The organism is Pantoea sp. EEL5, from assembly GCF_049892805.1.
Taxonomy (GTDB): domain Bacteria; phylum Pseudomonadota; class Gammaproteobacteria; order Enterobacterales; family Enterobacteriaceae; genus Pantoea; species Pantoea ananatis.
In genome coordinates, this window is record NZ_JBNDNJ010000007.1 from 50056 (window position 1) to 74241 (window position 24186).

The window sequence follows — 24186 nt, forward strand, 5'->3', positions numbered from 1 at the left end:
TTAAAATGAGTCAGTTACGTCCGGCGATTTTCCTGCTTTTGCTGCTAACGGTTGTGTGCGGCGTCGTTTATCCTTTGCTTACCACGGGACTGTCGCAACTGCTGTTTCCCTGGCAGGCTAACGGGTCAGTATTGAATGTCGATGGCGAAGAACGGGGATCAGCGCTGATTGGTCAGAATTTTAGCCAGCCCGGTTATTTCTGGGGGCGTCCTTCTGCAACCGGTGATAAGCCTTATAATCCTCTGGCCTCCAGCGGCAGCAACCTGGCGGCCAGCAACCCGGCGCTGGATAAGGCTGTAGCCGAGCGCGTGGCGGCTTTGCGCACGGCGAATCCGCAGGCTAACGGGGCGGTACCGGTCGAGCTGGTAACCACCTCGGCCAGTGGACTGGACCCGGAGATTTCGCCTGAGGCTGCGCTGTGGCAGGCACCGCGTATCGCGGCGGCACGTCAGCTGCCGCTGGCGAAAGTGGATGCCCTGGTAGACAGCATGACGCAGCGCCCGCTGCTGCCCTTTATCGGCGAACCGACTGTCAATGTGCTGCAGCTTAATCTGGCGCTGAACGACCTCAAATAACTGTAAGGATGCTATGAACCACGAACCGCTGCGCCCCGATCCGGATGCGCTGCTGCAGACCAGCAGCGACAGCCATCGCGGCAAACTGAAAATCTATTTTGGCGCCTGTGCGGGCGTAGGAAAAACCTATGCCATGTTGCAGGAGGCGCAGCGGCTGCGTGCCCAGGGGCTGGATGTGCTGGTGGGCGTAGTGGAAACGCACGAACGTCCGGAAACAGCGCAGCTTCTTAACGGACTGGTGCTGTTGCCGCGCCGGGCGACGGGCCGTTCGCGGCATGCGGAGTTCGACCTTGATGCCGCGCTGGCGCGCCATCCGGCAGTAATTTTGATGGATGAGCTGGCGCACACGAACGTGAAGGGCTCACGTCATCCCAAACGCTGGCAGGATATTGAGGAACTGCTGGAGGCGGGCATTGATGTCCTGACGACAGTGAATGTTCAGCATCTGGAAAGTCTGAATGATGTGGTCGGTGGCGTCACCGGCATTCAGGTGCGTGAAACCGTTCCCGATCCCTTTTTCGACGCTGCCGATGAAGTGGTACTGGTTGATCTCCCGCCTGACGATCTCCGCCAGCGCCTGAAAGAGGGCAAGGTCTACATTGGCGATCGTGCCGAACGCGCCATCGAAAATTTCTTTCGTAAGGGCAACCTGTATGCCCTGCGTGAGCTGGCGCTGCGCCGCACTGCCGACCGGGTCGATGACCAGATGCGCGCCTGGCGCGACAGTCAAGGCCGCGATCGGGTCTGGCACACGCGTGATGCCATTTTATTGTGTATTGGGGACGATACCGGCAGTGAAAAACTGGTGCGGACGGCGGCGCGGCTGGCCGCCAGGCTGGGCAGCGAATGGCATGCCGTTTACGTGGAAACGCCCCGGCTTAACCGGCTACCGGAAGCGCGGCGTCGGGCCATTTTACGCACGCTGAAGCTGGCGCAGGATATGGGGGCGGAGACGGCGACGCTGTCCGACCCTGATGAGGCGCAGGCGGTCCTGCGTTACGCGCGGGAACATAATCTGGGTAAGATTGTGACAGGCCGACGCCCGGCGCGCCGCTGGCGGCGTGACAGCTTTGCCGAGCGGCTGGGGCAGTTGGGTCCCGATCTGGATCTGTTGGTCGTGGCGCTCAATGAGCCTATCCAGGATGCGCCCCATCCGTTAGCCGAGGATCGGGTTAACAGCGACAAATGGCGGCTGCAGCTGCGCGGCGTCCTGATGGCGCTGGTGCTGTGTATTGTGGTCACCGCCGCAGGGCAGTCGGTGCTGATCAGCTTCGATCCGGCCAACTGTGTGATGATCTATTTACTGGCGGTGGTGATCGTCGCGTTGCGCTATGGACGATGGCCCTCCGTTATCGCCACCGTCATGAACATCATTGCCTTTGACCTGTTTTTCGTCGCACCTACCGGCACGGTCGCGGTCTCGGATTTGCAATACCTGGTGACCTTTGGGGTGATGCTGGCGGTCGGGGTCATTGTTGGCAACCTGACGGCCGGCGTTCGCTACCAGGCGCGGGTTGCCCGCTACCGGGAGCAGCGCACGCGGCAGCTTTACGAAATGGCCAAGTCGCTGGGAAGCGGCCTGACGCCTGAAGATATCGCCGCGACCAGCCAGCGGGTGTTGGAGGCGACCTTACAGGCGCGATGCCTGCTGCTGCTACCCGATGAGCAGGGCGAACTGCACACGCTGGGCAACGCGCTGCCGGGCAACGAACCGGATTGGGCTATCGCGAAATGGAGCTTCAGCAAGGGCCAGCCAGCAGGCGCAGGCACGGACACCTTACCGGCGGTGCCCTATCAGATTCTGCCGCTGAAAGTGGGCGATCTGTGTCGCGGATTGCTGGTGGTTGAACCGCAGAATGTGCGTCAGCTGATGGTGCCGGAACAGCAACGGCTGCTGGAAACCTTCACCGTGCTGATTGCCAATGCCCTGGAGCGGATGGCGCTGTCCCAGAGTGAGGCGGCTTCCCGGCTGTCAGCTGAACGTGAGCAGCTGCGTAATGCTTTGCTGTCGGCGCTCTCCCATGATTTACGTACCCCGCTGACGGTGCTGTTTGGTCAGGCAGAAATGCTGATGCTGGACCTGGCCAGCGATAACTCAAAGTATGTGCCCCAGGCCAGCCAGATTCGTGAACAAACCCTGAGTACCATTCGTCTGGTCAGCAACATGCTGGATATGGCGCGTATTCAGTCAGGCGGCCTGAATTTACGCGAAGAGTGGCTGGCGCTGGAAGAGGTGATTGGTGGCGCGCTCAGTAGCATGGCGCCGTCGCTCAAGGGAAGAGAGGTCGAACTCGATCTGCCTGAAGATATTGTCCTGATCAAAGGCGACAGTACGTTGCTGGAGCGGGTATTTACCAACCTGATTGAAAACAGCCTGAAGTACGCTGGCAACTGTGCGCCCCGCGGCATACGTGCCTGGTGTGAAAATACCCGGCTGGAAATCGCCATCTGGGACGGCGGGCCGGGCATCGCCCAAAACGACCTGACGCGGATTTTCGACAAATTTTCACGCGGTGATAAAGAATCGGCCGTACCGGGCGTTGGGCTGGGACTGGCGATTTGTAAAACGATTATCGAAAGCCACGGCGGTCAGATCTGGGCGGAAAATCGTGCTGAAGGCGGTGCCTGCTTTCGTCTCTCTTTACCACTTCCACCCGTTCCTGAAATTTCTCCTGAAGGCTTGAAATAACTTCACAGATGATCGGTTATAATGCGCGACCTTACTGATTATGATTGGGAAATTATGGAACGTTTTACCGAAAACCTGATGTATGCATCGCGCTGGTTGTTGGCTCCGGTTTACATTGGACTTTCGCTGGGACTGCTGGCGCTCACCGTCAAATTTTTCCAGGAAATTTTTCACCTGTTGCCCAACATTTTTAGCATTGCAGAAAACGATCTGATTTTGCTGCTGCTGTCGCTGGTGGATGTGACGCTGGTGGGTGGGCTGCTGGTCATGGTTATGCTGTCAGGCTACGAAAACTTTGTGTCCAAACTCGACATTGACGAGGGCAAAGAGAAGCTGAGCTGGTTGGGCAAGATGGATTCCGGCTCGTTGAAAAATAAAGTCGCGGCCTCGATTGTGGCGATTTCCTCCATTCACCTGCTGCGGGTGTTTATGGATGCGCGCAATGTCGAAAACGACAAGCTGATGTGGTACGTCATCATCCACCTGACCTTTGTCCTGTCTGCCTTCGTGATGGGCTGGCTGGACAACATGTCGCGAGCGGAAAAGAAAAACGTCTGATCGACGGCAACCCCCTGGACGCCGTCTGGTTCCACGGCTTCCCCGGTGGGGGAGGCCTGTTTCAGCCTGAAGCGGGCCGCGCGCCCGTCAGATGCGGAAATACCGCTTTGATCATGGCAAAGAAGGCGGTCAGCCTGGCGGGATAATAGCTCGCCCAGGGATAGGTCAGCCAGACTGGCAACGGGGGAGCCTGCCATTCCGGCATAAGCTGAATCAGATTGCCCTGTGCCAGATCCTCCTGAATGACCCATGTCGACAGAATAGCGGTTCCCAGCCCCGCCAGCGCAGCTTTGCGCACGGCGAAGAGGCTGTCGCTGCTGAGCAGGGGAACGATAGGCAGATTCATCGGTTCCCCCTTGTCTTTATGTTGTAATGCGATCTCGTTACGGTAGAAACTCGTCAGCGCCAGCCACGGCAAATCGCCCAGTTGCGCCACCTGGTTAATCGGGGGATATTGCTGAAGCAGCGCGGGCGCAGCGACAACAATGCGCGGCACTTCGGCCAGCAGCACGGCTACAACAGAAGGGTCGGTCAGCGCCCCCACCTGAATCGCACAGTCCACGTTCTCGGCGACGAAGTCTGGCGTCCTGTCGTTCAGCATCCATTCAATGCGCAAACGCGGATAGCGGCGCATAAAGTTCACCAGCGGTGTGACCAGCTGATCCTGGCCAAAAGCGTGGGGCGCGCGCACCCGCAAAATGCCAACCGGATCGCTGCCGGCGCCGGTCAGTTCATCTTCCAGCGCGTGCCAGGTTGCCAGGAGCTGCCGGGCCTGTGCATAGCAACGCTCACCATCATCAGTCAGCTTTAGCGCATGGGTGGTGCGCAGAATCAGTTTCAGCCCCAGCCCCTGCTCAAGAGACTGCAACCGGCGACTGATTGTCGGTTGCGTAATACCCAGTTGCAACGCTGCGGCAGACAAACTGCCGCTTTCGACAATGCGAATAAAGGTGTGCATCAGTTCGATACGATCGCTGTTACTGAAATTGCTCATGCGTTCCACGTATAACAGTTTTGCTTTTTATTAGTCTACCGCGTATGTCAAAAACAGGCTTTACTTGCCACACTATTTTTTGAGGATGTAACCATGTCAGCGGTAAAAACTATGACTCCCCACTCAACTGAACGCCTGCCCGCCCCCCTGGTCTTTACGCTGGCTGCCGGCGCGGGCCTGAGCGTGGCCTCGATTTACTACAGTCAGCCGATGCTGGATATCATCGGTAAGCAGTTTCAGGTCAGTGTGAGCACCGTAGGCATGGTGCCGATGCTAACGCAGGCCGGGTATGCTTTAGGTATTCTGCTGCTGGCCCCGCTTGGCGATCGCCACGATCGCCGCACGATAATTTTGATCAAAGGGCTGCTGTTGGTGATGGCGCTGCTGCTGTGTGGGTTTTCCGGCGGTATCAGCGCGCTGCTCATCGCCAGCTTTGTCACCGGCCTGACGGCGACCGTGGCGCAGGATATTGTTCCGGCATCGGCGGCGCTGGCACCGGCGCACAGCCGGGGTAAAACCGTGGGTACGGTAATGACGGGATTACTGGTAGGCATTTTACTCTCCCGGGTCGTCAGCGGCGTGGTGGCAGAGTATTTTGGCTGGCGCACCATGTATATTATCGCGGCCCTGGCTGTGTTTCTGATTAGCCTGACGTTGTGGCGTGTACTGCCGCGCTTTACGCCCGGCACGTCGGTAAGCTATCCCCGCCTGCTTTTATCGCTGGTTCACCTGTGGCGCGAACACCAGACCCTGCGGCGCGCGGCCCTGGCTCAGGGACTGCTTTCTGTCAGCTTCAGCGCCTTCTGGTCTACGCTGGCGATCATGCTCAGCGAACGTTTTCACTTTGACAGTGCCATCGCCGGTGCCTTTGGTCTGGCAGGGGCGGCGGGTGCACTGGCCGCGCCGCTGGCGGGTAACCTGGCCGATCGACTCGGCCCGGCACGCGTGACCCAGTTTGGTGCCGGCCTGGTCACGGCGGCCTTCGCCCTGATGTTTTTGCTGCCGCTGCTGTCGCTCCCCGGTCAGTTGGTCGTCATCGTTATCAGCACGCTTGGTTTCGACTTAGGCGTGCAGGCCACGCTGGTCGCCCATCAAACGCTGATTTATGGTCTGGTACCCGATGCACGTAGTCGTCTTAACGCCCTACTGTTTACCATCGTGTTTATCGGCATGGCCAGCGGTGCAGCGCTGGGCAGCTTGGCGCTTGCCCACTGGGGCTGGAATGGCGTTGTGGTGTTGTCCACGCTTGCCGCCGCTGCCAGTCTGATGGTGCGGCTCGCCAGTCGTCACCTCAAGGACTGATCCTTCCGCCCGTCAGCAAATGTGCCAGGCTTAGTCATAAACTCAATTAAAACGGTGCGTTATGAACTTTATTGCCTGGACAGCCGCGACGGGCTGTCTTCTGTTATTAATGTCACTGGCATCAGGGTGGATCCACCGTGGCCCAGTGACCTCTTTTGGTCTTTTCTTGTTAGCCGGGATCGCCTGTGGGCCGTGGATGTTTGATGTTATCGAGATTGATATCATTCGCCATGCGGAACTGGTGACGCACATTACCGAAATCACGATGGCTGCGTCACTGTTTATTACGGGGCTCAAATTACGCTTGCCGCTTAAAGCGAAAAGCTGGCGAGCCGGAGGCTTACTGGCCTTTCCGGCGATGTTGATGACGGTGGCGGCCATGACGCTGCTGTCTCATTGGCTGGTCGGGTTGTCCTGGCCCGTTGCACTGGCGTTTGGCGCAATTGTTGCGCCCACCGACCCGGTACTGGCTAGCCTGATTTCGGTGAGCGACGCGCAGGACGATGACGCCTTGCGCGTCGCCATTTCTAGCGAGGCGGGCATGAATGATGGTTCAGCGCTGCCGTTGCTGGTGCTGGCTTTGCTGCTGTTCAACGGCGAAAACCTCAGTGCAGGCATGCTGGCGCACTGGGCTGCTGTCGACGTCGTGTGGGCCATCGGCGGCGGTATCCTGCTGGGATTTGGCCTGGGCCGACTCGTTGGCTTACTGGCCACCCGGCTTCGCAATGCGCATGGGGATTGCGCCCCCAACGACTTTCTGGCGCTGGCGTTGATCGCGCTTAGCTACGCCCTGGCGGAATGGCTGGGTGCTTCAGGCTTTCTGGCCACCTTTGCCGCCGGTCTTGGGCTGCGCCGTGCTGAGCTGGGCGTCTTTAAACGTTACCAGCCAGACGATATGTCGGACGACGATCGGTTACTGCCTGCAGAGGCATTGGTCAATCCCAACAAGCGCCTGCAGCAACGCAGCAGTGGCATGGTGAAATCCGTTGGTTTAGTAGTAGGCGACGCGCTTTCTTTTGGCGATACTATTGAACGTTTGCTGGCTGCCATCATGATGGTGGTACTGGGCGTAACCATGGCATACCACTGGAACATTCAGGGCATCTTCCTTGGACTGCTGCTGTTTATCGTGGTGCGCCCCCTGGCGGTGTGGTTGGTTACCCTCGGGACGGGCATGCCGCTTCCTCAGCGGTTGCTGATTGGCTGGCTGGGTATCCGCGGTATTGGGAGCCTTAACTATATTGCGTTCGCCTGGGTCCATGGCATGGGGGGCGCAGAAGCAACGATAATGGCTGATATGGCGCTGACGCTGGTGGTGTGCAGTATCGTGGTTCACGGCATTTCGGTGACGCCGCTGCTCAACTGGCGCCAGGCCCGACTGGAGGCGAAACAACGCCAGTCATGAGAGTGAATTAACTGATAACGGGAGTAGATGATGAAAATATCTCAGATACTGTTGCTGAGCATGCTGGCGTCGGGCAGTGCGCTGGCGGAAGACAATAGTGAAGAAAGCGTGTATGCAAGCCAGCTGTGTCACATTGTCAGCAGTGAAAAAAGCGTTTCGACAGCCGACCAGTATGTGGAAAAAATGAAGGCCAGCGTGGCAGGATCGCAGTCCTCCTCTGCCGTCAGCAAGCCTGAATTTGATGAAGAGCTGGCCAATGAAGTGGCCAGCGCCTGGCTGCAGCTGGGTGATGAAGAACGCGCCAAACTCCGCACCAATACTCAACAGTGTGAACAAACGGTGATGACGCAGTTTCAGCAGGAAGATTAACCGCAGTTAATTCGCCAATAAACGCGCTAAAATGGCGCGTTTTTTAATGGATTTTCCCTACCGATTGCGTACATAATCGCCAGCGTCTTAACCAAATGTGCGATACATAATAAAAACGCAGCGGGCCAAAAGGGTCGGCTGACCTTTATGGCATTGATTTAACAGGCATCATGATTACGCGTCGACGCTTTATTTTCGGCACAGGAGCGCTTGCGCTTTCACTGGCTACCAGCAAACTGTTTGCCCGCGATGATATTATTCCTCTCTGGCCGGACGAACCGCCCGGCGGCGGTGGGCCGTCTGGAACATTGCGCGTGGACGCCTGGGGTTCATGGTCGAATATTGTCAGCCCGGCGATTCAACGCTTCAGGCCAGAAAATCCCAATGGCGAAGCGGTGCTGATTGCGGCCGGGGGAGGCTACCGGTGGATTGGTATGGGACGCGAAGCCTGGCCCGTCGCGCACTGGTTAAATGCTAACGGTTATACCGCCTATGTGCTCAGCTACCGCTTACCGCGCGAGAAATGGCAGGCTGGCAACCTCGCGCCCTTACAGGATGCACAGCGCGCGCTGCGCCTGATACGTTCGTTTGAACGAAAAGTGCATGTCCTGGGGTTTTCGGCTGGGGGGCATTTACTGGGCATGGCGGCGGCGCGCCCGGAATTTCAGTCATATCCGCCGGTGGACAGGCTGGATCAGGAAGTCCCTAAAGCCGACAGTGTTGGGCTGATTTACCCGGTGATTACGCTTGAAGCGCCCTATCAGCATACCAACACGCACCTTATGATGGTGGGCAATGACGCCAGTCCGCAAGAAGAAGCCAGCTGGTCAGTACAAAACTATGTGACGAATCTCTATCCGCCCACGTTCCTGGCTCAGGCCGGAGACGATCACACCTCAAAACCCTTTAACACCCAGCTCATGCGTGACACCTGTCGCCGCAACCGCGTACCGGTGCAGCTGATTCAGCTGTCCAGCGGGGGGCATGGTTTTGGACTCGGCAAAGCGGGTACACCTGCCGCGCTGTGGGATCAGGCCTATGTTAAATGGCTGGAAAACCTCAGTCAGGGCGCATTGGCGGTCAGGCACGCCTCCGTTCTGTCCTGACTGACGCTTCCTGCGGCAGGCGTAAAAAAAGCCGGCATTTGCCGGCCTCGCTAAATGAGCGATGATCAGGATTGAAGCAACACAGGACGAAGCAGCAACAGGCGGATCAGAATTGATAGGTCAGGCCCATACCGATACTGTTTTTCGTCGTAATGCCGGTGGCGCGCGTAAAATCGTTTTCCTTCAGTAAGTTAATGCGGTAGTCCACGTAGGTCAGCATGTTCTTGTTGAAGTAGTAATAGGTGCCCACCGCAATATATTTCTGCATCGTCTGGCTGCCCCCGGCAAAATTCCCAGCGCCCTGCAGGTTTTCGCCACGCTGCGTGACAAAACCGACAGAAGGGCGCAAACCGTTCAGGAACTGGTACTGTGCAATCGCCTCAAAGTTATGGGTTTTGTCGGCGACCTGTGCCAGCTGTCCATAAGGCGTAACGTCATTGGCTTCGCCATACATGGCGGCCAGATAGATCTGGTTGGCGTCATATTTTGCAGAGGTTACCCAGGCGGTGGCATCGTCTCCCTGACCGTCAGCTTGCTGAGTCAGTGTCCGTTTTGCTTTCATCCCTGCTGCCGCAATGCTCAGCCCATCGGTAATGCTGTAAGTCAGGCCAGCACCGTAACCATCTCCGTTAGCCAGTTTGGCGGTTGAGCGGTCATTTTTCCCTTGATACTGCAGGGTTAACTTTAACCCGCCCCAGTCCGGAGAGTGCCAGGTCGCGAGGCCGGTTGAGCGTTTTGACAGGAAGTTATCGTTGGTGGTCATGGTGCCGGAACCGTAGATCGGTGCCATATCCGTATAGGCAGAGGCAACATACAGTACCCCAAAGCTACGGCCATAATCGAACGAGCCGAAGTCGGCGAGTTTCAGACCGGCAAACCCTAAACGTGTGGCATTACCCGTTTGCGCATCGCTACCGCCTTCACTGTGATTCAGCTGGAAATTATATTCCCATTGACCATAACCGGTAAGCTTATCATTAATTTGCGTCTCACCTTTAAAACCCAGGCGTGCATAAGAGTTGTCGCCATCTTCTGCAATATTATCTGAGAAAACATGGCGCGCATCGACTTTACCGTACAGGTCGAGCTTATTTCCACTTTTATTATAAATCTCGGCGGAGCATGCAGAAAATGAGACCAGAAAACACATTGCATACGGCGCGACTGTTTTTATTTTATTGTGCATATCATCTACCCTTATCAGTTAACTGAAGCATGAGGATGTTACCGCTCAGGGCGGTATTTATTTCAATATCACTTTCGTCTTATTTAATGACTAAATAATAAAATGGGTATAGCGGCCATAAAATTTATGGCCATTTTTTATAATGGCTTTCCCTGGTGTTATTGCATTCAGGCAGAGAGCATCCTGATGAACTTTTTATTCAAAATGCCAAGTCGGGTATATCGCTTAATACCGTTTGTGCGCCCGCATCAATATATTTTCGGGCAAGCACCGGGTCGTTGATTGTGGCAATCGCGAATTCAATACCTGAACGGGCCAGGCGCGTCAGGTCTTCGTCCGTTGCGAAGTCACCCAGGAAATGCAGGATCTGGCAACCTGTTCTGGCGAGGAGCGCCGCCGGGTCTTTTGGCGGGACGCAAACCGCCAGCCCACGCGGTACGTCAGGCATCAGCCTGGCGGCAACCTGCAGCGAAATCTCAGAGAAGCTGCTGATAAATAACTTCTTCTCGCTCGCTGGCCACAGCGACTTCAACTGAGCGATCGCAATCTCCGCCGTTTCCACTTCCTGCCCGGAGGTGGGTTTGATTTCCAGTTGCAGCCCGACGCCTTTATCCAGTACAAAGCCCACAGTTTCAGCCAGCGTAGGCACTTTCACGCCTTTAAAGAGGTGGCCGTAACACACGCCAGCCTCCAGCGACCGGATCTCATCCAGGGTTAAATTTGCCACATAGCCTTTGCCATTCGTTGTCCGGTCTACGGAATCGTCATGAATAATGACCGGGTGCATATCTTTGGTGAGTTTGACATCCACCTCTATCCACGTCGCTCCGCGTTCAACCGCCGCCTGAAACGAAGGTAGCGTGTTTTCCGGTGCCAGCAGCGGTGCTCCCCGATGGGCAATCAGGCGGGCGTTCACTACGCGTGCAGGGTGTTTTTTGGTCGACATTCTTGGCTTTACCTTCTGTTAGGGTTTTATCGCAGGTCTACTTAAGCAAAACCTGGTTAGAGAATTCGGTCCTGACTTCATCACCCAGCGGTTTAGGCATGAACTGAGTGCCATGAACGCGCTCTTTGCTGTTGATCAGCCCGGCATCACGATTCACTTCTTTGTTTTGAGGCGTAATGCCATAAACCTGCTGGCACAGCCGTTGGGTGGTGGGCAGCGTCAACCAGTGGATAAACAGCAACGCTGCCGCTTTGTGGGGCGCGTTTTTAGGTATCGCCACCATATTTCCGCCGCCGGGCATGCCGAAATCGGGGATATACAGCCGGATAGTTTTCGGGACTTCACCGTGGTTTTCTAATCCCACTAGGTAATCTTCCCAGGCGGGGACCAGCAGGAACTCACCGCTGACCAGTCGGGTGACGCTGTCGGCGTTGGAGGCCGTAATGATGTAGTTGGGGCGCTGCTGTTTGAACCAGTTCCAGGCGGGCTGCAGAGCCGTCAGGCTTTTTACATCTGCGTCGCCTTTGGTGAAATCAAAACCCGGTACCAGCGTGCGCGTTACCGATTCAATAAAGGCCGGGCCGGAACCGCCGTTTTCAACGTTGAAGCCAAATTCCTGAGGATGACTTTGCAGGAAGGACGTAATCTGCGGCAGGGTTCGTGGCAACTCACTTTCTTTCAGGCGGCGCGAATCGTAGGCCAGACCGGTCTGGTTGCCCCAAAATGCCACGCCATAGCCTTTACTGTCCGTTCCCTCAATGGTGTAGTTCAGGGTTTTGCCTTCCGGCAGCAGTGTATTAAGCGGGCCAAAAAACGTTTGCTGAGGCGATACGGTACCGAATGCGCCCCCGCCAATCGAAAACACATCAATATCGCCCGTTTCCCGTCCCCGGTCGGCCATGAGTTTATTAATGTTGCCCTGTAATGTGCCTTCAGACAGGGTAACGTTAATACCGTACTGTTTTTCAAACAGGCTGACCTGCTCTTTTAAACGGTCCTGGTAATACCATTGATACCAGGTTAATTTCCCTTCTTTTTCCGCCTGTTCGACAATCTGTTCCCAGTTCATCGAGGTTAAATCCTGAGCCTGGCTACAGAAAGCCCCGGCCAGCAATAATATTGCAGCAACGAGTCTGAACATATTTTTCCCCAATAACGCGTGTTAAAGACTGTCAGCCTTTTCCTGCAAAGGAGGCGACAGGATTTTTTGTCAGTAATTTTTCTGCAATCAACATCAACATGACATTTGGCACAACCAGCATTAAAGAAATAACCGCCGCGTTGGGTCGAATAAAGTTATAACCCAGATAAGAATACAGAATGGTAGGGACGGTAATAAAATCGGGTGAGCCAACAATGAAACTTATGGCGAACTCTTCTATTGATAACGTAAAGACAATAATTAATGCAGCAAATATTCCCGGTCTGATGGTGGGCAGGCAGGCCACTAAAAAACGGTTGATCACCGAAGCGCCCATATCTCGTGCTGCATCGAGCGTGTCCTGGCGTATCTGCGAAAATGACAGGGTCAGAATGCGCACGGCATAAGGCATCAAGATAATAATATGCCCCAGCAAAATGCCACCAAACCGGCTGTGAATGCCCGCCACGTTGAGCAACATGGAAAAAAACAGCGCGACGACAAAGCCCGGAACGATAAGCGGCAGTAAGATCGCATTCTGTAAAAGGTGTTTGCCCGTAAACGACATTCTGCCAAACGCCCACGCGGCAGGCAGAGCCAACATCAGCGTGCAGACGGAGACGGTTGCCGCCAGTAAATAGCTGTTCCTGAGCGCCTGGGGTAACGCGGTCGTGGTCCATACCTCCACCCAGCGTCCCAGTGAGAGAACCGGCGGCAGGGCGTCTGGCCATGCCCACGGATGGGTTTTATCGACCAGTGACCACAGGACGGTCAACATAAAGGGAATAACCAGCCACAGCATAAACAGGGCGGTGATAAGGATCATCATGACGATTCGCAGCGGGGATAACGTCTCTCTGGCTTTCATTATCTCTGTTCTCCGGCTTGTTGTAGCCACTTCGCCAGGGTGGCAAGCACCACTGCACCGATAAAAGCCGCCAGCATCAAAATTACCGCGACAACGGCCGCAAGATTCCAGCCCTGCGCGCTGATTTCAGGGAAGCGCAGCATGTATTGCGAAAGAGAGAACACGCTGGTTGGCCCCGCAACGACCTGAAATGAAAAGTCACCCAAGGCGCCGATGAAGATCAGCACCAGCGATACCTGAACGGACTTGATAGATAAGGGCAGGATGATCTGTAACAACCGGGCAGTCTTGCCGGCGCCTAAATCCCGCGCGGCATTAAAAATTTCGTCACCAATCGCGCGCAGGCTGCCGGTAATGATAAGCAGCGCATAGGGAAGCTGTTTCCAGACCTGCAAAATAATCACGCCAATTCCCCAGCGGTCATTCTGCATTCTGATGGGGTGCGAGATGATCCCCAGCTTGAGCAAGCCCAGGTTAATAAAGCCCTGCCAGGAAATCAGGTTGATAAACAGCAGCGCAGCCACCAGTCCGTGTACCATCAGCGGGGCTTTGAGTAAGCCGCCCATCAGCATCGAGCCGGGAAACGGCTTTCTCAGCCACAGTGCCAGCGGAAGCGCCAGGGCAACGGACAGCACTGCACTCAGCACGCCGATTCTGAGCGAATAGCCTGTCGCGCGCCACAGCTGGCTGTCATTCAGAATGGTTTGCCAGTACTGAAGCGTGAAGTGCGCCGGTGCGCCAAAATTAAACAGGCCAACGGATTGCGCCAACGCCATGATCACAATCAGCACCAGAGTGATGATGACCGGCGCGACCGCAGGCAGGACCAGCAACCAACAGAGCCTGTTCCGGTTGCGCGTTTTCATGAATAGCTTTCCCGTAAAAAGCGGATCTTGTCTGGCGCAATAGAGAAATTAACGTTGTCACCTTCGCGGATGTGGTTTTTACCGACCAGCTGGATACACCACTGATATTCCGTTTCTTCATGGCCCAGCGGATGAACCTGGAGTTCAGAAAGGTTGCCCAGAAAACTCACCGGACCGATCTCGAAGGCCAGCGTGTTTTTCCCGGCACTGTGTTCGCTGAGTAAGGCATCCTCAGGGCGCCAGAAGGTATAGACCTTGTCCGAGACGGGCGGCACATGGCTATGAATCTCCATTTCGCCCAGTACGCACGCAATGCGATAAATACCGGTGCTGCTGTCGCTATCCAGTACGCGGGCTTTCATGACGTTAGCCTGACCGACGAAACCGGCGACAAAGCGGTTTACCGGGGAATAATAGATCTCATCCGGCGTACCGGTTTGCTCAATTTTTCCGGCATTCATGACCACTACAATGTCAGACATCGACAAGGCTTCTGCACGGTCGTGGGTAACATAAATGGCGGTAAACCCATGGGAGCGCTGAAGCTGTCTGATCTCCAGTCGTACCTTGTCGCGTAATTTGGCATCCAGATTTGACAGCGGCTCATCAAACAACACGATTTCCGGACGCACGGCCAGCGCTCTGGCAAGCGCCACGCGCTGCTGCTGACCGCCGGATAACTGTGCTGGCAGTTTAGGCAAATGCGCATTCAGCGATACCTGAGCGGCGGTCTGCGCGACGCGATCGTGAATGTCCGTTTTCGCCATCTTCATTTGCTTGAGGCCAAACCCGATATTTTCAGCAACGGAAAGGTGAGGAAAAAGCGCATAGGACTGAAAGCACATCGCCGTGTCGCGATGTTCAGGTTTTACATGATGCATGTCCTGCTGGTGGATCAGTACTTCGCCACTATCAAGACTGTAAAAGCCGGCAATAACTTTAAGCAGCGTGGTTTTGCCACAGCCAGATGGGCCAAGCAGGGAAACAAATTGTCCTTTTTTGGCCTGCAGTGAAATGCCGTTCAGCGCGACAAAATCGTCGAACGTCAGCATGGCATTGTGTATTTCTAGCGTGTTCACGTTGGGCTGCTCCGTCATATAATGCCAGGGACTTCTTAATTAATGCGAGACGCATAATAATTTGCTGTAGTGAATTTAAGCAATTTCAGACAGGTTAAGAATTTATTAAGTTTTTAAAACCTATATATAACAGTTAAATGAAGGGTTACTTTGAAATCGTACGTTTAACGCGCTAACTATTTTAATGCGTTGTGATTAATATTTGAGGCGAAGAACAAGGTTGTTGTATCAGCAAGCGCACAGAGGGCAGGACAGCGGGGGAACGCTGTCCTGAAATGCAGTGATGAGGTTAGCCGGGGGCAATGCGTGGTCAGGCGGGAGTAAAACGAGGGTGAGGGATAAACTGGGCGGAAAGGCGGTTCATTTCAGCCGTACCGACACTAACATGTGTACTGCTTTTTTCCTGTGTACCGGCAAGATGCGCATCCAGTCCGGCCGCTTTACAGAGTGCATAACCCGCAGAAACGTCCCACATGCTGCTAAAACATTCCTGATAACCGTCAACGTAACCCAGCACGCTAAAGGTTAAGCCTACGGTGGCACAGCGATAGCGCACCACATTCCAGCCGTCGTCCCGATAGGCCTTTTCAATACAGAGCTGATGGGTGAAATCCCATGATGGACTGTCGCCAATCGCCACGGTTTTCAGCGCCTCGGCGACCACTGGCCGTTCAAAGGGTTCACCATTCAGATAAACCCCTGTCTCTTTGCCGCCGCTCACCATGAGGTTTAATACCGGATGGACGATCACGCCCATAACCGGCTCGCCATTGTGCACATAGCCAACAGAAATCCCCCACAATGACGAGCCGCGCAGGAAGTTACTCGTACCATCGATAGGATCAACAGACCAGTAGCTGGCGCTGAGCTCACCGCCATGCTCTTCCCCAATAACAGAATCCTGTGGGAAATGGTGTTCCAGGCGCTGCCGAATCAGATTTTCCACTTCCCGATCGGCTTCACTGAAGACATCCTGCGGCCTTTTTTCGCAGATCGCTAATTCACTCAGCTGTCTGAAGTAGTCAAGAGCCAAAAGTGAAGCCTCTTGTGCGATGCGTTCAGCAACCTTTAAGCGCGTTTCCATTGTTTACCTGATGTATAAGAAGAAGCATGTGAATGAAGACAGAACCCTACGCACATGAAAGTGCCCATCCGGACATAAGGCTCGCTTTTAATATAATGCTCATTGCATGATATTAGAGTGTCTCTCCGTTATGTTTCACTATTATGATGCTTTTATGATCGGGAAAAACCGGGCCGGAGAAGCTGAAAAGCAGCACATTTTATTAAAAGGTAAAGGCAGGGGCCTTTACTATTCGTCCTGCATAAAAGCATGCTAGGGTATTAACAGAACCCATTATTAAATACGGTGAGGACAACGCTGTGGTTCATGGATATTCCGCTGGTCATGAAGTCGAACTTAATCGCAGTGAAAAACTCATTCTTGAGCTTGTCCGCCGCAACGATGGCATTTCCCGCTCTTCGCTGGTTTCGCAAACCATTCTGAATCAGTCATCTGTTCACCGCATTGTTGATACGCTGACCGAAAACGGCTTTCTCAGCCTGGGGGAATCACCGTCCCAGGGAAGAGGCAAGCCCAGCCCATCGTTATCACTGAATGCGAATGCGCGTTATGGTTACGGCATCTCTATTAACTCAGACAGCGTTGCCGCCAGCCTGATTAATTTCCGGGGCGGTATTACAGAATACTGCGTACTGGATACGCATCCGCGCGATCCTGCCCGTACCTTACTCAATATCAAACATCACTATCTGGATACCTTGAAACAATACGGTATTTCGCCAGACAAAGTCTGTGGTGTGGGATACAGCATGGCGGGCTTTCTTTATGAATCACGAAAGTATTTCAATCCGCCTGAACCTTTAAAAAACTGGATGGGCATCGATCTGCGCCGTGAAATTACTATGTTATTTGATCGACCAGTATGGATTGAAAATAACGCCACAACAGCGGCGCACGCTGAAGCCTTTTTAGGTGCCGGGCTGAAATACGATACCTTTGGCTATCTCTCTTTTAATTATGGTTTTGGCGGTGGCATCGTGATTAACGGTAAACCGTTCCAGGGTGCGTTTGGAAATGCGGGGGAGATCAGCCGTATTTTTACGCCGGAAGAGGGCAAGCTGCGCCCGGCCCTGGGGATCTTGATCGATCGGTTACGTAACGGTGGTATTGAAATTAAAGATATTCGCGATCTCAATCATAAATTCGATCCGGCCTGGCCGATTGCGCAACAGTGGGTAGAAGACGTCACGCCAAACCTGCATCGGGCAATGGATGCCATGAATGCGGTGATCGATCCCGGAGCCATCATATTAGGGGGCGAGATTCCCCGTAAGCTGGGCGAAATGTTTTTAGCCATGCCGCGCATCAGTTCGGGTAAACGCTGGAACATTTCTGCGGAATATCCGGATATTCTGCTGAGCGAGATCGAAGGGGACAGTTCGGCGCTGGGCGCGGCGTTGACGCCGCTGCGGGAGACCTATTTTAATTGAGGCTGCTGCCCGCAGACCACAGGGTCAGCGGGCAGCGCTAGGTTATGCGCGTAGGCGGATTAACGCATCGTCACAAACTCTTCTGCCGCGGTCGGGTGAATCGCCACGGTGTTATCAAAGTCTTTCTTGGTCGCGCCCATTTTCAACGCCACCGCAAAGCCCTGCAGCATCTCGTCCATTCCGCCGCCGATGCCGTGAATACCCACAATCTTCTCCTCCGGGCCGACGCAGACTAACTTCATGCGGCACGGCTGGCGATGTTGGGTCACCGCGGTATACATTGCGGTAAAGGACGATTTGTAGACTTTTACCTGGTCATCACCGTACTGCTCGCGCGCCTGCGGCTCCGTCAGGCCCACGGTGCCGATCGGCGGATGGCTGAACACCACGGTAGGAATATTGCTGTAATCCAGGTGCTCATCGGGTTTGTTATTAAACAACCGCTCAGACAGGCGACGACCTGCCGCCACCGCTACCGGCGTCAGCTCAACGGCGCCGGTGTTATCACCAACGGCATAAACGCCTGGCACGTTGGTATTCTGGAATTTATCGACCTTGATATAGCCTTTTTCATCCAGCGCAACGCCCGCCGCCTCGATATTCAGGCTGTCGGTTTCCGGCACCCGGCCAATCGCCCAGACCAGGCAATCCACGGTGTATTCACTGCCGTTTTCCAACTGCAGCGTCAGGCTACCATCGGAATTTTTCACGACGGCTTTTGGTGTCGCCTCGGTATGCAGCGTTGGGCCTTCCGCGTTCATGACCTCAACCAGCGTATCGGTAATCAGCGGATCAAAGCTGCGCAGCGGGGCATGTTTACGGACGAATAAATGGGTTTCCGAGCCCAGCGCATTGACCACGCCTGCCAGCTCAACCGCGATATAACCGGCACCGATCACCGCGGTCCGTTTTGGCAGCGCATCCAGTTCAAAGAAGCCGTCTGAATCAATTCCGTATTCCGCTCCGGGGATAGAGGGATGGCTTGGACGTCCCCCGGTGGCGATCAAAATATGGTCGGCCGTAATGGTTTCGCCATTGACTTCAACGGTATGCGCATCAATAAAACGGGCAAAGCCGGTGATGACATCGACCTTATTTTTCCCCAGAACATTGTCGTATGATTGGTGAATACGGTCGATGTAGGCGCTGCGGTTTTTGACCAGCGTGCCCCAGTCGAAGCGGTTTACCGTGGTATCAAAACCATAATCAGGCCCGTAAAGATGAATGGCCTCGGCGATTTGCGCGGCATGCCACATGACTTTTTTCGGCACACAGCCTACGTTGACGCAGGTTCCGCCCAGCGCTTTGGCTTCTATCAAGGCACACTTCTGGCCATAGCTTGCTGCACGGTTAATCGAAGCAATACCGCCGCTGCCGCCGCCGATGGCGAGATAGTCATAATGTCGGGTCATTGAAGTCTCATCCGGTTACATGGAAATTGATATAGAGTGTAACGCCGCAGGGCACGGTGTCGCAAAAATTGCGCCTATGATTGTAACAGGCCATATTTTTCCACTACTTACAGAGAAGCATAGCATGCACCTGACTTTTCTTGGCACGGGCGGTGGCGCGCCCAGCTTGCAGCGTAACGTCACCGCCATTGCCTTCACCCGGGCAAGCAGTGGCGACACCTGGCTGTTTGACTGTGGTGAAGGCACTCAGCTTCAGTTTATGCGATCCGATCTTAAACCCGGCAAGCTCGATAAAATCTTTATTACCCATTTGCACGGTGACCATATTTTTGGCCTGCCGGGCCTGCTCACCAGCCGTTCAATGGCCGGGCTGACCACGCCGATGACGGTTTACGGCCCAAAAGGACTGAAAGCCTTTGTTGATAGCGCACTTTCCCTGTCCAGCTCGTACACCGACTATCCGCTTGAGGTGATCGAGATTGCGGCGGGCGAGGTGCTGGATGATGGCGAGTTTCGTGTCACGGCCTGGCCGATGAATCACACTATTGACTGCTTTGGCTATCGTATTGAACAGCGAGACAAGCCCGGCTTTCTGGATGCCGCACGTCTCAAAGCGGAAGGTGTGCCACGTGGCCCGTGGTATCAACAGCTGAAGCAGGGAGAACGTATTACGCTGGAAGATGGACGCACCATTGATGGCGCGGCGTATTTGGGGCCGTCCACCAAAGGAAAAACCCTGGCGATTTTTGGCGATACGGCGCCCACCGAGGTGGCGTTACAGCTGGCGGCCAATGTGGATGTGATGGTGCACGAAACCACGCTGGAGGATGCGCTGGCGGAAAAAGCCAACGGGCGCGGTCACTCAACTACCGTGCAGGCCGCTACAGTAGCAAAGCAGGCCGGTGCAAAACGGATGATCGCCACGCATTTTAGCTCACGCTATCTCGCCAGAGACATGACGCGTTTGCTGGCAGAGTGCCAGGCCATTTTCCCCGAAACCGAGATGGCGTATGACCTGGCCGTCTTTACGCTGTAACGACTAATGCATCAGTGCCGGGTAGGTAAACAACAACAGATGAACCATGTTGAGTGCAAAATGGCAGGCTGTTGCCAGCCAGAGCCGGCCGCTCCAGTGCCAGACCAGGCCATAAATTAGCCCGGCTAGTCCGGCAAATATCATCAGCAGTACGCCGCCGGACGCATGCGCCAGGCCAAACAGCAAGGCGGTGGCCACCAGGGCGATTGTGCCGCCCCATTTCTGGCGCAGCCGCTGCTGTAGATAGCCACGAAAAAATGCTTCTTCTGCCAGCGAGACAAAAAACAGGTTGGCCAGTGCGAACGCGCCCAGCCAGTCAGGCAGGTGTGGCTCAAACGCCAGGCCACCCAGTCCTACCGCGCTGACTAACAGCAGCGGAATCGCCGCCACGGGTACCAGCCATAACAGAGGCGTGCGCGGTGGGTGCGCCTCAGCTTTGAACAGCGTCGGCATACAGGCCAGCAACAGGAAGGGGATCAGGGCTTTGTCAAAATTAAATGAAAAAGAGAAGGGCAGGCTGCGTGCGCCTACCTGAACGGCATCGATTTGACGCGGATTGTTAAAGCCGGGAATAAGATGCAGCAGCAGCGCAGCGGCCATCACGACCAGGAGCACCTCGCTTATGCCCTGCCACACGCGACTGCGGCGATCGTAAATACGAAACGCGACCAGCGCTGCCACCGCAGCAAAAACGAGGGTAACGGGCCAGTCCAGCACGTTCTGGTATACACCCAGAGCCGTTGCCAGTGCCAGCAGTAACAGAGAGAGGCGTTTCGCCGGTTGCAGAGCCGCCAGGGCGCCTGCCAGAATAATCCATATAAAAATGACCTGCGATATCACGCCGCCGTAACTGAACCGGCGACGCTAAACGGGAAAGGCGTTATTCAGGAACGATCTGGTTTACGCTGAAATGACCTGTACCTGCCGGTACCAGTTTCTGGTGTAACCACGGCAGCAGCGTATTCATCTGATCGGCCAGCTTCCAGGGGGGATTGATCACAATCATGCCGGAGGCGGTCATCCCGCGCTGATCGCTGTCAGGACGCACGGCCAGTTCAATTTGCAGGATATTTCGAATGCCGGTCGCCTGCAGATCGCGCAGCATATGCTTGATTTGCTGACGCATGACAACCGGATACCACAGGGCATAAACGCCGGTGCCAAAGCGCTTGTGGCCTTCCTGAATGCCTTTGACGACCGCCTGGTAATCACTCTTCATTTCATAAGGCGGATCGATCAGCACCAGCCCACGGCGTGAAAGCGGGGGCAGCTTTGATTTTAACTGCTGATAGCCATCGGCCTTTTCAACGCGCGCGCGGCTGTCTTTACTGAACTCAGTGCGCAGCATGGGAAAATCGCTGGAATGCAGCTCGGTCAGTTGAATCTTATCTTCCGGGCGGAGCAAGTGGCGGGCGATCAGTGGGGAGCCTGGATAGTAACGCAGCGTTCCACTGCGGTTCAGGGCATGAATCGCATCAAAATAGGGTTGCAGCAGTGCGGGCGCATCCGGCTGCTGCCAGATGCGTCCAATGCCTTCCAGATATTCGCCGGTACGCTCTGCATGCTCGCCGCTCAGTTGATAACGTCCTGCGCCTGCATGTGTATCAAGATAGAAAAACGGTTTTTCTTTCTCTTTCAGGGCGGTGATGATGAGGCTTTGTACGGTGTGCTTAAGCACATCGGCATGGTTGCCGGCGTGAAAACTGTGGCGATAACTCAGCATAAAAAAGGGGATTTCCGCGGTTGAAGCTAAAAATAGTGATATTGGCCCGATTATACCGACTGACGGGAATAATTGCTGGCATTTCGCGCATCCGTCGCCCGTGAAGCCGGTTTTCCCTGTTCAGACCGCTTTACACTTTGCATAGCAATCTGCCACAGGCTGTTAACCTCCGTTACGTATTCAGCGACAGGAAAGTGATAGCCTGTTTTGGCGTCAGCTATGATTGATCTCATTGTCAGAAGGATCACTATTCGCACCATTGTTGAAATCACCGCCGGTCGCGCCATTGATTTTCGTGATATCCGACCGCATGTTAATTAAATTGCGTCGCGCGAGCCGTCGCGCCCCACACATTGTTAAAGGACTGCGCTATGACCAATCCGTTACTCACCTCGTTCACACTTCCCCCGTTTTCAGCGATTAAGCCTGAACATGTGGTGCCCGCCGTAACCGACGTTTTGAATGAATGCCGCGCAATGGTGGAAAAAGTGGTGGCGCAAGGCGCACCTTACACCTGGGATAACCTGGTTCAGCCGCTGGCAGAAACCGATGACCGCCTGAGCCGTATCTTTTCACCGGTCAGCCATCTGAACTCTGTTAAAAACAGTCCGGAACTGCGCGAAGCCTACGAACAAACGCTGCCGCTGCTGTCTGAGTACAGCACCTGGGTGGGCCAACACGAAGGGCTTTATCAGGCCTACCGCGATCTGAAAGAAGGCAGTCATTATGCTTCGCTGGATCAGGCAAAGCAGAAAGCGGTCGATAACGCACTGCGTGATTTTGAGCTTTCCGGTATCGGTCTGGAAAAAGACAAGCAGCAGCGTTACGGCGAAATTGCCGCGCGTCTTTCCGAGCTGGGCTCGGCCTACAGTAACAACGTGCTTGATGCCACAATGGGCTGGAGCAAGCTGATTACGGACGAAAGCGAGCTGGCGGGCATGCCGGAAAGCGCGCTGGCCGCAGCGAAAGCCCAGGCGGAAGCCAAAGGGCAGGAAGGCTGGTTACTGACGCTGGATATCCCCAGCTATCTGCCGGTCATGACCTATTGCGATAATGCCGCGCTGCGCGAAGAGATGTACCGCGCCTATTCGACCCGCGCCTCCGATCAAGGCCCTAACGCGGGTAAATGGGATAATGGTCCGATTATGGCGGAAGAGCTGGCGCTGCGGCACGAGCTGGCGCAGCTGCTGGGCTTCGACTCCTTCGCGGATAAATCCCTGGCCACCAAGATGGCACAGAGCCCGGCACAGGTGATCGATTTCCTGAACGATCTGGCCGATCGCGCCCGTCCACAGGGTGAGAAAGAGCTGGCGCAGCTGCGCGCTTTTGCGCAGAAAGCGTTCGGCGTAGAAACCATGAACCCATGGGATCTCAGCTACTACGGCGAAAAGCAGAAGCAGCATCTTTATACCATCAGCGATGAACAGCTGCGCCCTTACTTCCCGGAGTCGCGTGCAGTGTCCGGCCTGTTTGAAGTGGTGAAGCGCATTTACGGTATTACCGCGAAAGAGCGCACTGACGTCGATGTTTACCATCCGGATGTCCGCTTCTTTGATCTGTTCGATGAAAGCGGCGAGCTGCGCGGCAGTTTCTATCTCGATCTCTATGCTCGCGAACACAAACGCGGCGGCGCATGGATGGACGACTGCGTGGGCCAAATGCGTAAAGCGGACGGGAGCCTGCAAAAACCGGTGGCTTACCTGACCTGTAACTTCAACCGTCCGGTAAGCGGCAAGCCTGCGCTGTTTACGCATGACGAAGTGATTACCCTGTTCCACGAGTTCGGTCACGGCCTGCACCATATGCTGACGCGCATCGAGGCGGCGGGCGTGTCCGGCATTAATGGCGTGCCATGGGACGCCGTGGAACTGCCTAGCCAGTTCATGGAGAACTGGTGCTGGGAGCCGGAAGCACTGGCGTTTATTTCGGGGCACTACGAAACCGGTGAGCCACTGCCTAAAGAACTGTTGGACAAAATGCTGGCGGCGAAAAACTACCAGGCGGCGCTGTTTATCCTGCGCCAGCTTGAGTTCGGCCTGTTCGACTTCCGCCTGCATACCGAATTCAATCCGGAAAAAGGTGCACAGATTCTCGAAACCCTGCGCGAAGTGAAAAGCAAAGTCGCCGTGGTCCCCAGCCCGGAGTGGGGACGTTTCCCTCATGCCTTCAGCCATATTTTTGCGGGTGGCTATGCAGCGGGCTATTACAGCTATCTGTGGGCCGATGTGCTGGCAGCAGATGCCTATTCGCGCTTTGAAGAAGAGGGGATTTTCAACCGGGAAACCGGGCAGTCCTTCCTCGACAATATTCTGACGCGCGGCGGGTCAGAAGAACCGATGGAGCTGTTTAAACGCTTCCGCGGCCGTGAACCACAGCTGGATGCCATGCTGGAACACTACGGTATTCAGGGATAAGCC

21 protein-coding genes are annotated in these 24186 nt (G+C 55.1%); 10 read left to right on the forward strand and 11 right to left on the reverse strand.

Annotated elements, in window-relative coordinates; translation table 11 throughout:
* The first annotated feature begins 5 nt into the window (after positions 1–5).
* The 3 genes from kdpC to ACPXSQ_RS20080 are packed head-to-tail and all read left to right on the forward strand — an operon-like array spanning position 6 to position 3822.
* Positions 6–575, forward strand: a complete 570-nt coding sequence (kdpC, locus tag ACPXSQ_RS20070; protein ID WP_014594840.1) for a potassium-transporting ATPase subunit KdpC — start codon at positions 6–8, stop codon at positions 573–575.
* A 13-nt stretch (positions 576–588) separates the two neighbouring features.
* Positions 589–3264, forward strand: a complete 2676-nt coding sequence (kdpD, locus tag ACPXSQ_RS20075) for a two-component system sensor histidine kinase KdpD (RefSeq protein WP_013027624.1) — start codon at positions 589–591, stop codon at positions 3262–3264.
* Between the two features lie 54 nt (positions 3265–3318).
* Positions 3319–3822, forward strand: a complete 504-nt coding sequence (locus tag ACPXSQ_RS20080; protein ID WP_426144290.1) for a TIGR00645 family protein — start codon at positions 3319–3321, stop codon at positions 3820–3822.
* 61 nt (positions 3823–3883) lie between these two features.
* Here the strand turns inward: ACPXSQ_RS20080 and ACPXSQ_RS20085 are convergent, their stop codons facing one another.
* A complete protein-coding gene (locus ACPXSQ_RS20085) occupies positions 3884–4816 on the reverse strand; it encodes a LysR family transcriptional regulator (protein WP_014594838.1) in 933 nt (310 codons plus the stop codon).
* Positions 4817–4909: 93 nt separating this feature from the next.
* Here ACPXSQ_RS20085 and ACPXSQ_RS20090 point away from each other — a divergent pair, with 93 nt between their 5' ends.
* From ACPXSQ_RS20090 to ACPXSQ_RS20105, 4 genes are all read left to right on the forward strand, one after another.
* A complete protein-coding gene (locus ACPXSQ_RS20090; protein ID WP_014594837.1) occupies positions 4910–6118 on the forward strand; it encodes an MFS transporter in 1209 nt (402 codons plus the stop codon).
* Between the two features lie 61 nt (positions 6119–6179).
* Positions 6180–7523, forward strand: coding sequence for a cation:proton antiporter (locus ACPXSQ_RS20095; RefSeq protein ID WP_013027620.1), 1344 nt, complete (start codon positions 6180–6182; stop codon positions 7521–7523).
* A gap of 30 nt (positions 7524–7553) precedes the next feature.
* Positions 7554–7892: a hypothetical protein gene (locus ACPXSQ_RS20100; RefSeq protein ID WP_015699351.1), complete on the forward strand. Its 339-nt coding sequence runs from the start codon at positions 7554–7556 to the stop codon at positions 7890–7892.
* Between the two features lie 170 nt (positions 7893–8062).
* Positions 8063–8998, forward strand: a complete 936-nt coding sequence (locus ACPXSQ_RS20105; protein ID WP_013027618.1) for an alpha/beta hydrolase — start codon at positions 8063–8065, stop codon at positions 8996–8998.
* Positions 8999–9104: 106 nt separating this feature from the next.
* Here the strand turns inward: ACPXSQ_RS20105 and ACPXSQ_RS20110 are convergent, their stop codons facing one another.
* The 7 genes from ACPXSQ_RS20110 to ACPXSQ_RS20140 all read right to left on the reverse strand — a co-directional run bounded on the left by ACPXSQ_RS20110 (position 9105) and on the right by ACPXSQ_RS20140 (position 16168).
* Positions 9105–10184 (reverse strand): porin, encoded by a 1080-nt coding sequence (locus ACPXSQ_RS20110; protein ID WP_013027617.1) that lies wholly within the window; start codon positions 10182–10184, stop codon positions 9105–9107.
* 199 nt (positions 10185–10383) lie between these two features.
* On the reverse strand, positions 10384–11130 hold the full coding sequence (locus tag ACPXSQ_RS20115) for a glycerophosphodiester phosphodiesterase family protein (RefSeq protein ID WP_013027616.1): 747 nt from the start codon (positions 11128–11130) through the stop codon (positions 10384–10386).
* Positions 11131–11167: 37 nt separating this feature from the next.
* Complete coding sequence (locus ACPXSQ_RS20120; protein WP_426144254.1) at positions 11168–12271, reverse strand: extracellular solute-binding protein; 1104 nt, start codon at positions 12269–12271, stop codon at positions 11168–11170.
* Positions 12272–12302: 31 nt separating this feature from the next.
* Positions 12303–13139: an ABC transporter permease gene (locus tag ACPXSQ_RS20125; protein WP_014594835.1), complete on the reverse strand. Its 837-nt coding sequence runs from the start codon at positions 13137–13139 to the stop codon at positions 12303–12305.
* Entirely contained in the window at positions 13139–14005 is an 867-nt protein-coding gene (locus ACPXSQ_RS20130; protein WP_014594834.1) for an ABC transporter permease, read from the reverse strand. The genes ACPXSQ_RS20125 and ACPXSQ_RS20130 overlap by 1 nt, the downstream gene beginning before the upstream one ends.
* The gene (locus ACPXSQ_RS20135; RefSeq protein ID WP_014594833.1) at positions 14002–15102 is read right to left on the reverse strand and encodes an ABC transporter ATP-binding protein; all 1101 of its coding nucleotides are present in this window, start codon (positions 15100–15102) and stop codon (positions 14002–14004) included. Before ACPXSQ_RS20135 ends, ACPXSQ_RS20130 begins: the two co-directional genes overlap by 4 nt.
* Before the next feature lie 292 nt (positions 15103–15394).
* Positions 15395–16168, reverse strand: coding sequence for an inositol monophosphatase family protein (locus ACPXSQ_RS20140; RefSeq protein ID WP_042678014.1), 774 nt, complete (start codon positions 16166–16168; stop codon positions 15395–15397).
* 299 nt (positions 16169–16467) lie between these two features.
* On the opposite strand from ACPXSQ_RS20140, the gene ACPXSQ_RS20145 reads away from it, so the two are divergent.
* Positions 16468–17598, forward strand: a complete 1131-nt coding sequence (locus tag ACPXSQ_RS20145; protein ID WP_014604803.1) for an ROK family transcriptional regulator — start codon at positions 16468–16470, stop codon at positions 17596–17598.
* 59 nt (positions 17599–17657) lie between these two features.
* Here the strand turns inward: ACPXSQ_RS20145 and gorA are convergent, their stop codons facing one another.
* A complete protein-coding gene (gene gorA, locus ACPXSQ_RS20150; RefSeq protein WP_029570766.1) occupies positions 17658–19010 on the reverse strand; it encodes a glutathione-disulfide reductase in 1353 nt (450 codons plus the stop codon).
* 124 nt (positions 19011–19134) lie between these two features.
* On the opposite strand from gorA, the gene rnz reads away from it, so the two are divergent.
* Complete coding sequence (rnz, locus tag ACPXSQ_RS20155) at positions 19135–20046, forward strand: ribonuclease Z (RefSeq protein WP_014604804.1); 912 nt, start codon at positions 19135–19137, stop codon at positions 20044–20046.
* Between the two features lie 3 nt (positions 20047–20049).
* Here rnz and ACPXSQ_RS20160 read toward each other — a convergent pair whose 3' ends face one another.
* Positions 20050–20865 (reverse strand): CPBP family intramembrane glutamic endopeptidase, encoded by an 816-nt coding sequence (locus ACPXSQ_RS20160; RefSeq protein WP_022622537.1) that lies wholly within the window; start codon positions 20863–20865, stop codon positions 20050–20052.
* Positions 20866–20926: 61 nt separating this feature from the next.
* Complete coding sequence (locus ACPXSQ_RS20165) at positions 20927–21769, reverse strand: 23S rRNA (adenine(2030)-N(6))-methyltransferase RlmJ (RefSeq protein ID WP_013027606.1); 843 nt, start codon at positions 21767–21769, stop codon at positions 20927–20929.
* Positions 21770–22140: 371 nt separating this feature from the next.
* Between ACPXSQ_RS20165 and prlC the strand changes: the two genes are divergently transcribed.
* Positions 22141–24183 carry an oligopeptidase A gene (gene prlC / locus ACPXSQ_RS20170; RefSeq protein WP_029569250.1) on the forward strand — a complete coding sequence of 681 codons (2043 nt, stop codon included), beginning with the start codon at positions 22141–22143 and terminating at the stop codon, positions 24181–24183.
* The last annotated feature ends 3 nt before the right edge of the window (positions 24184–24186 follow it).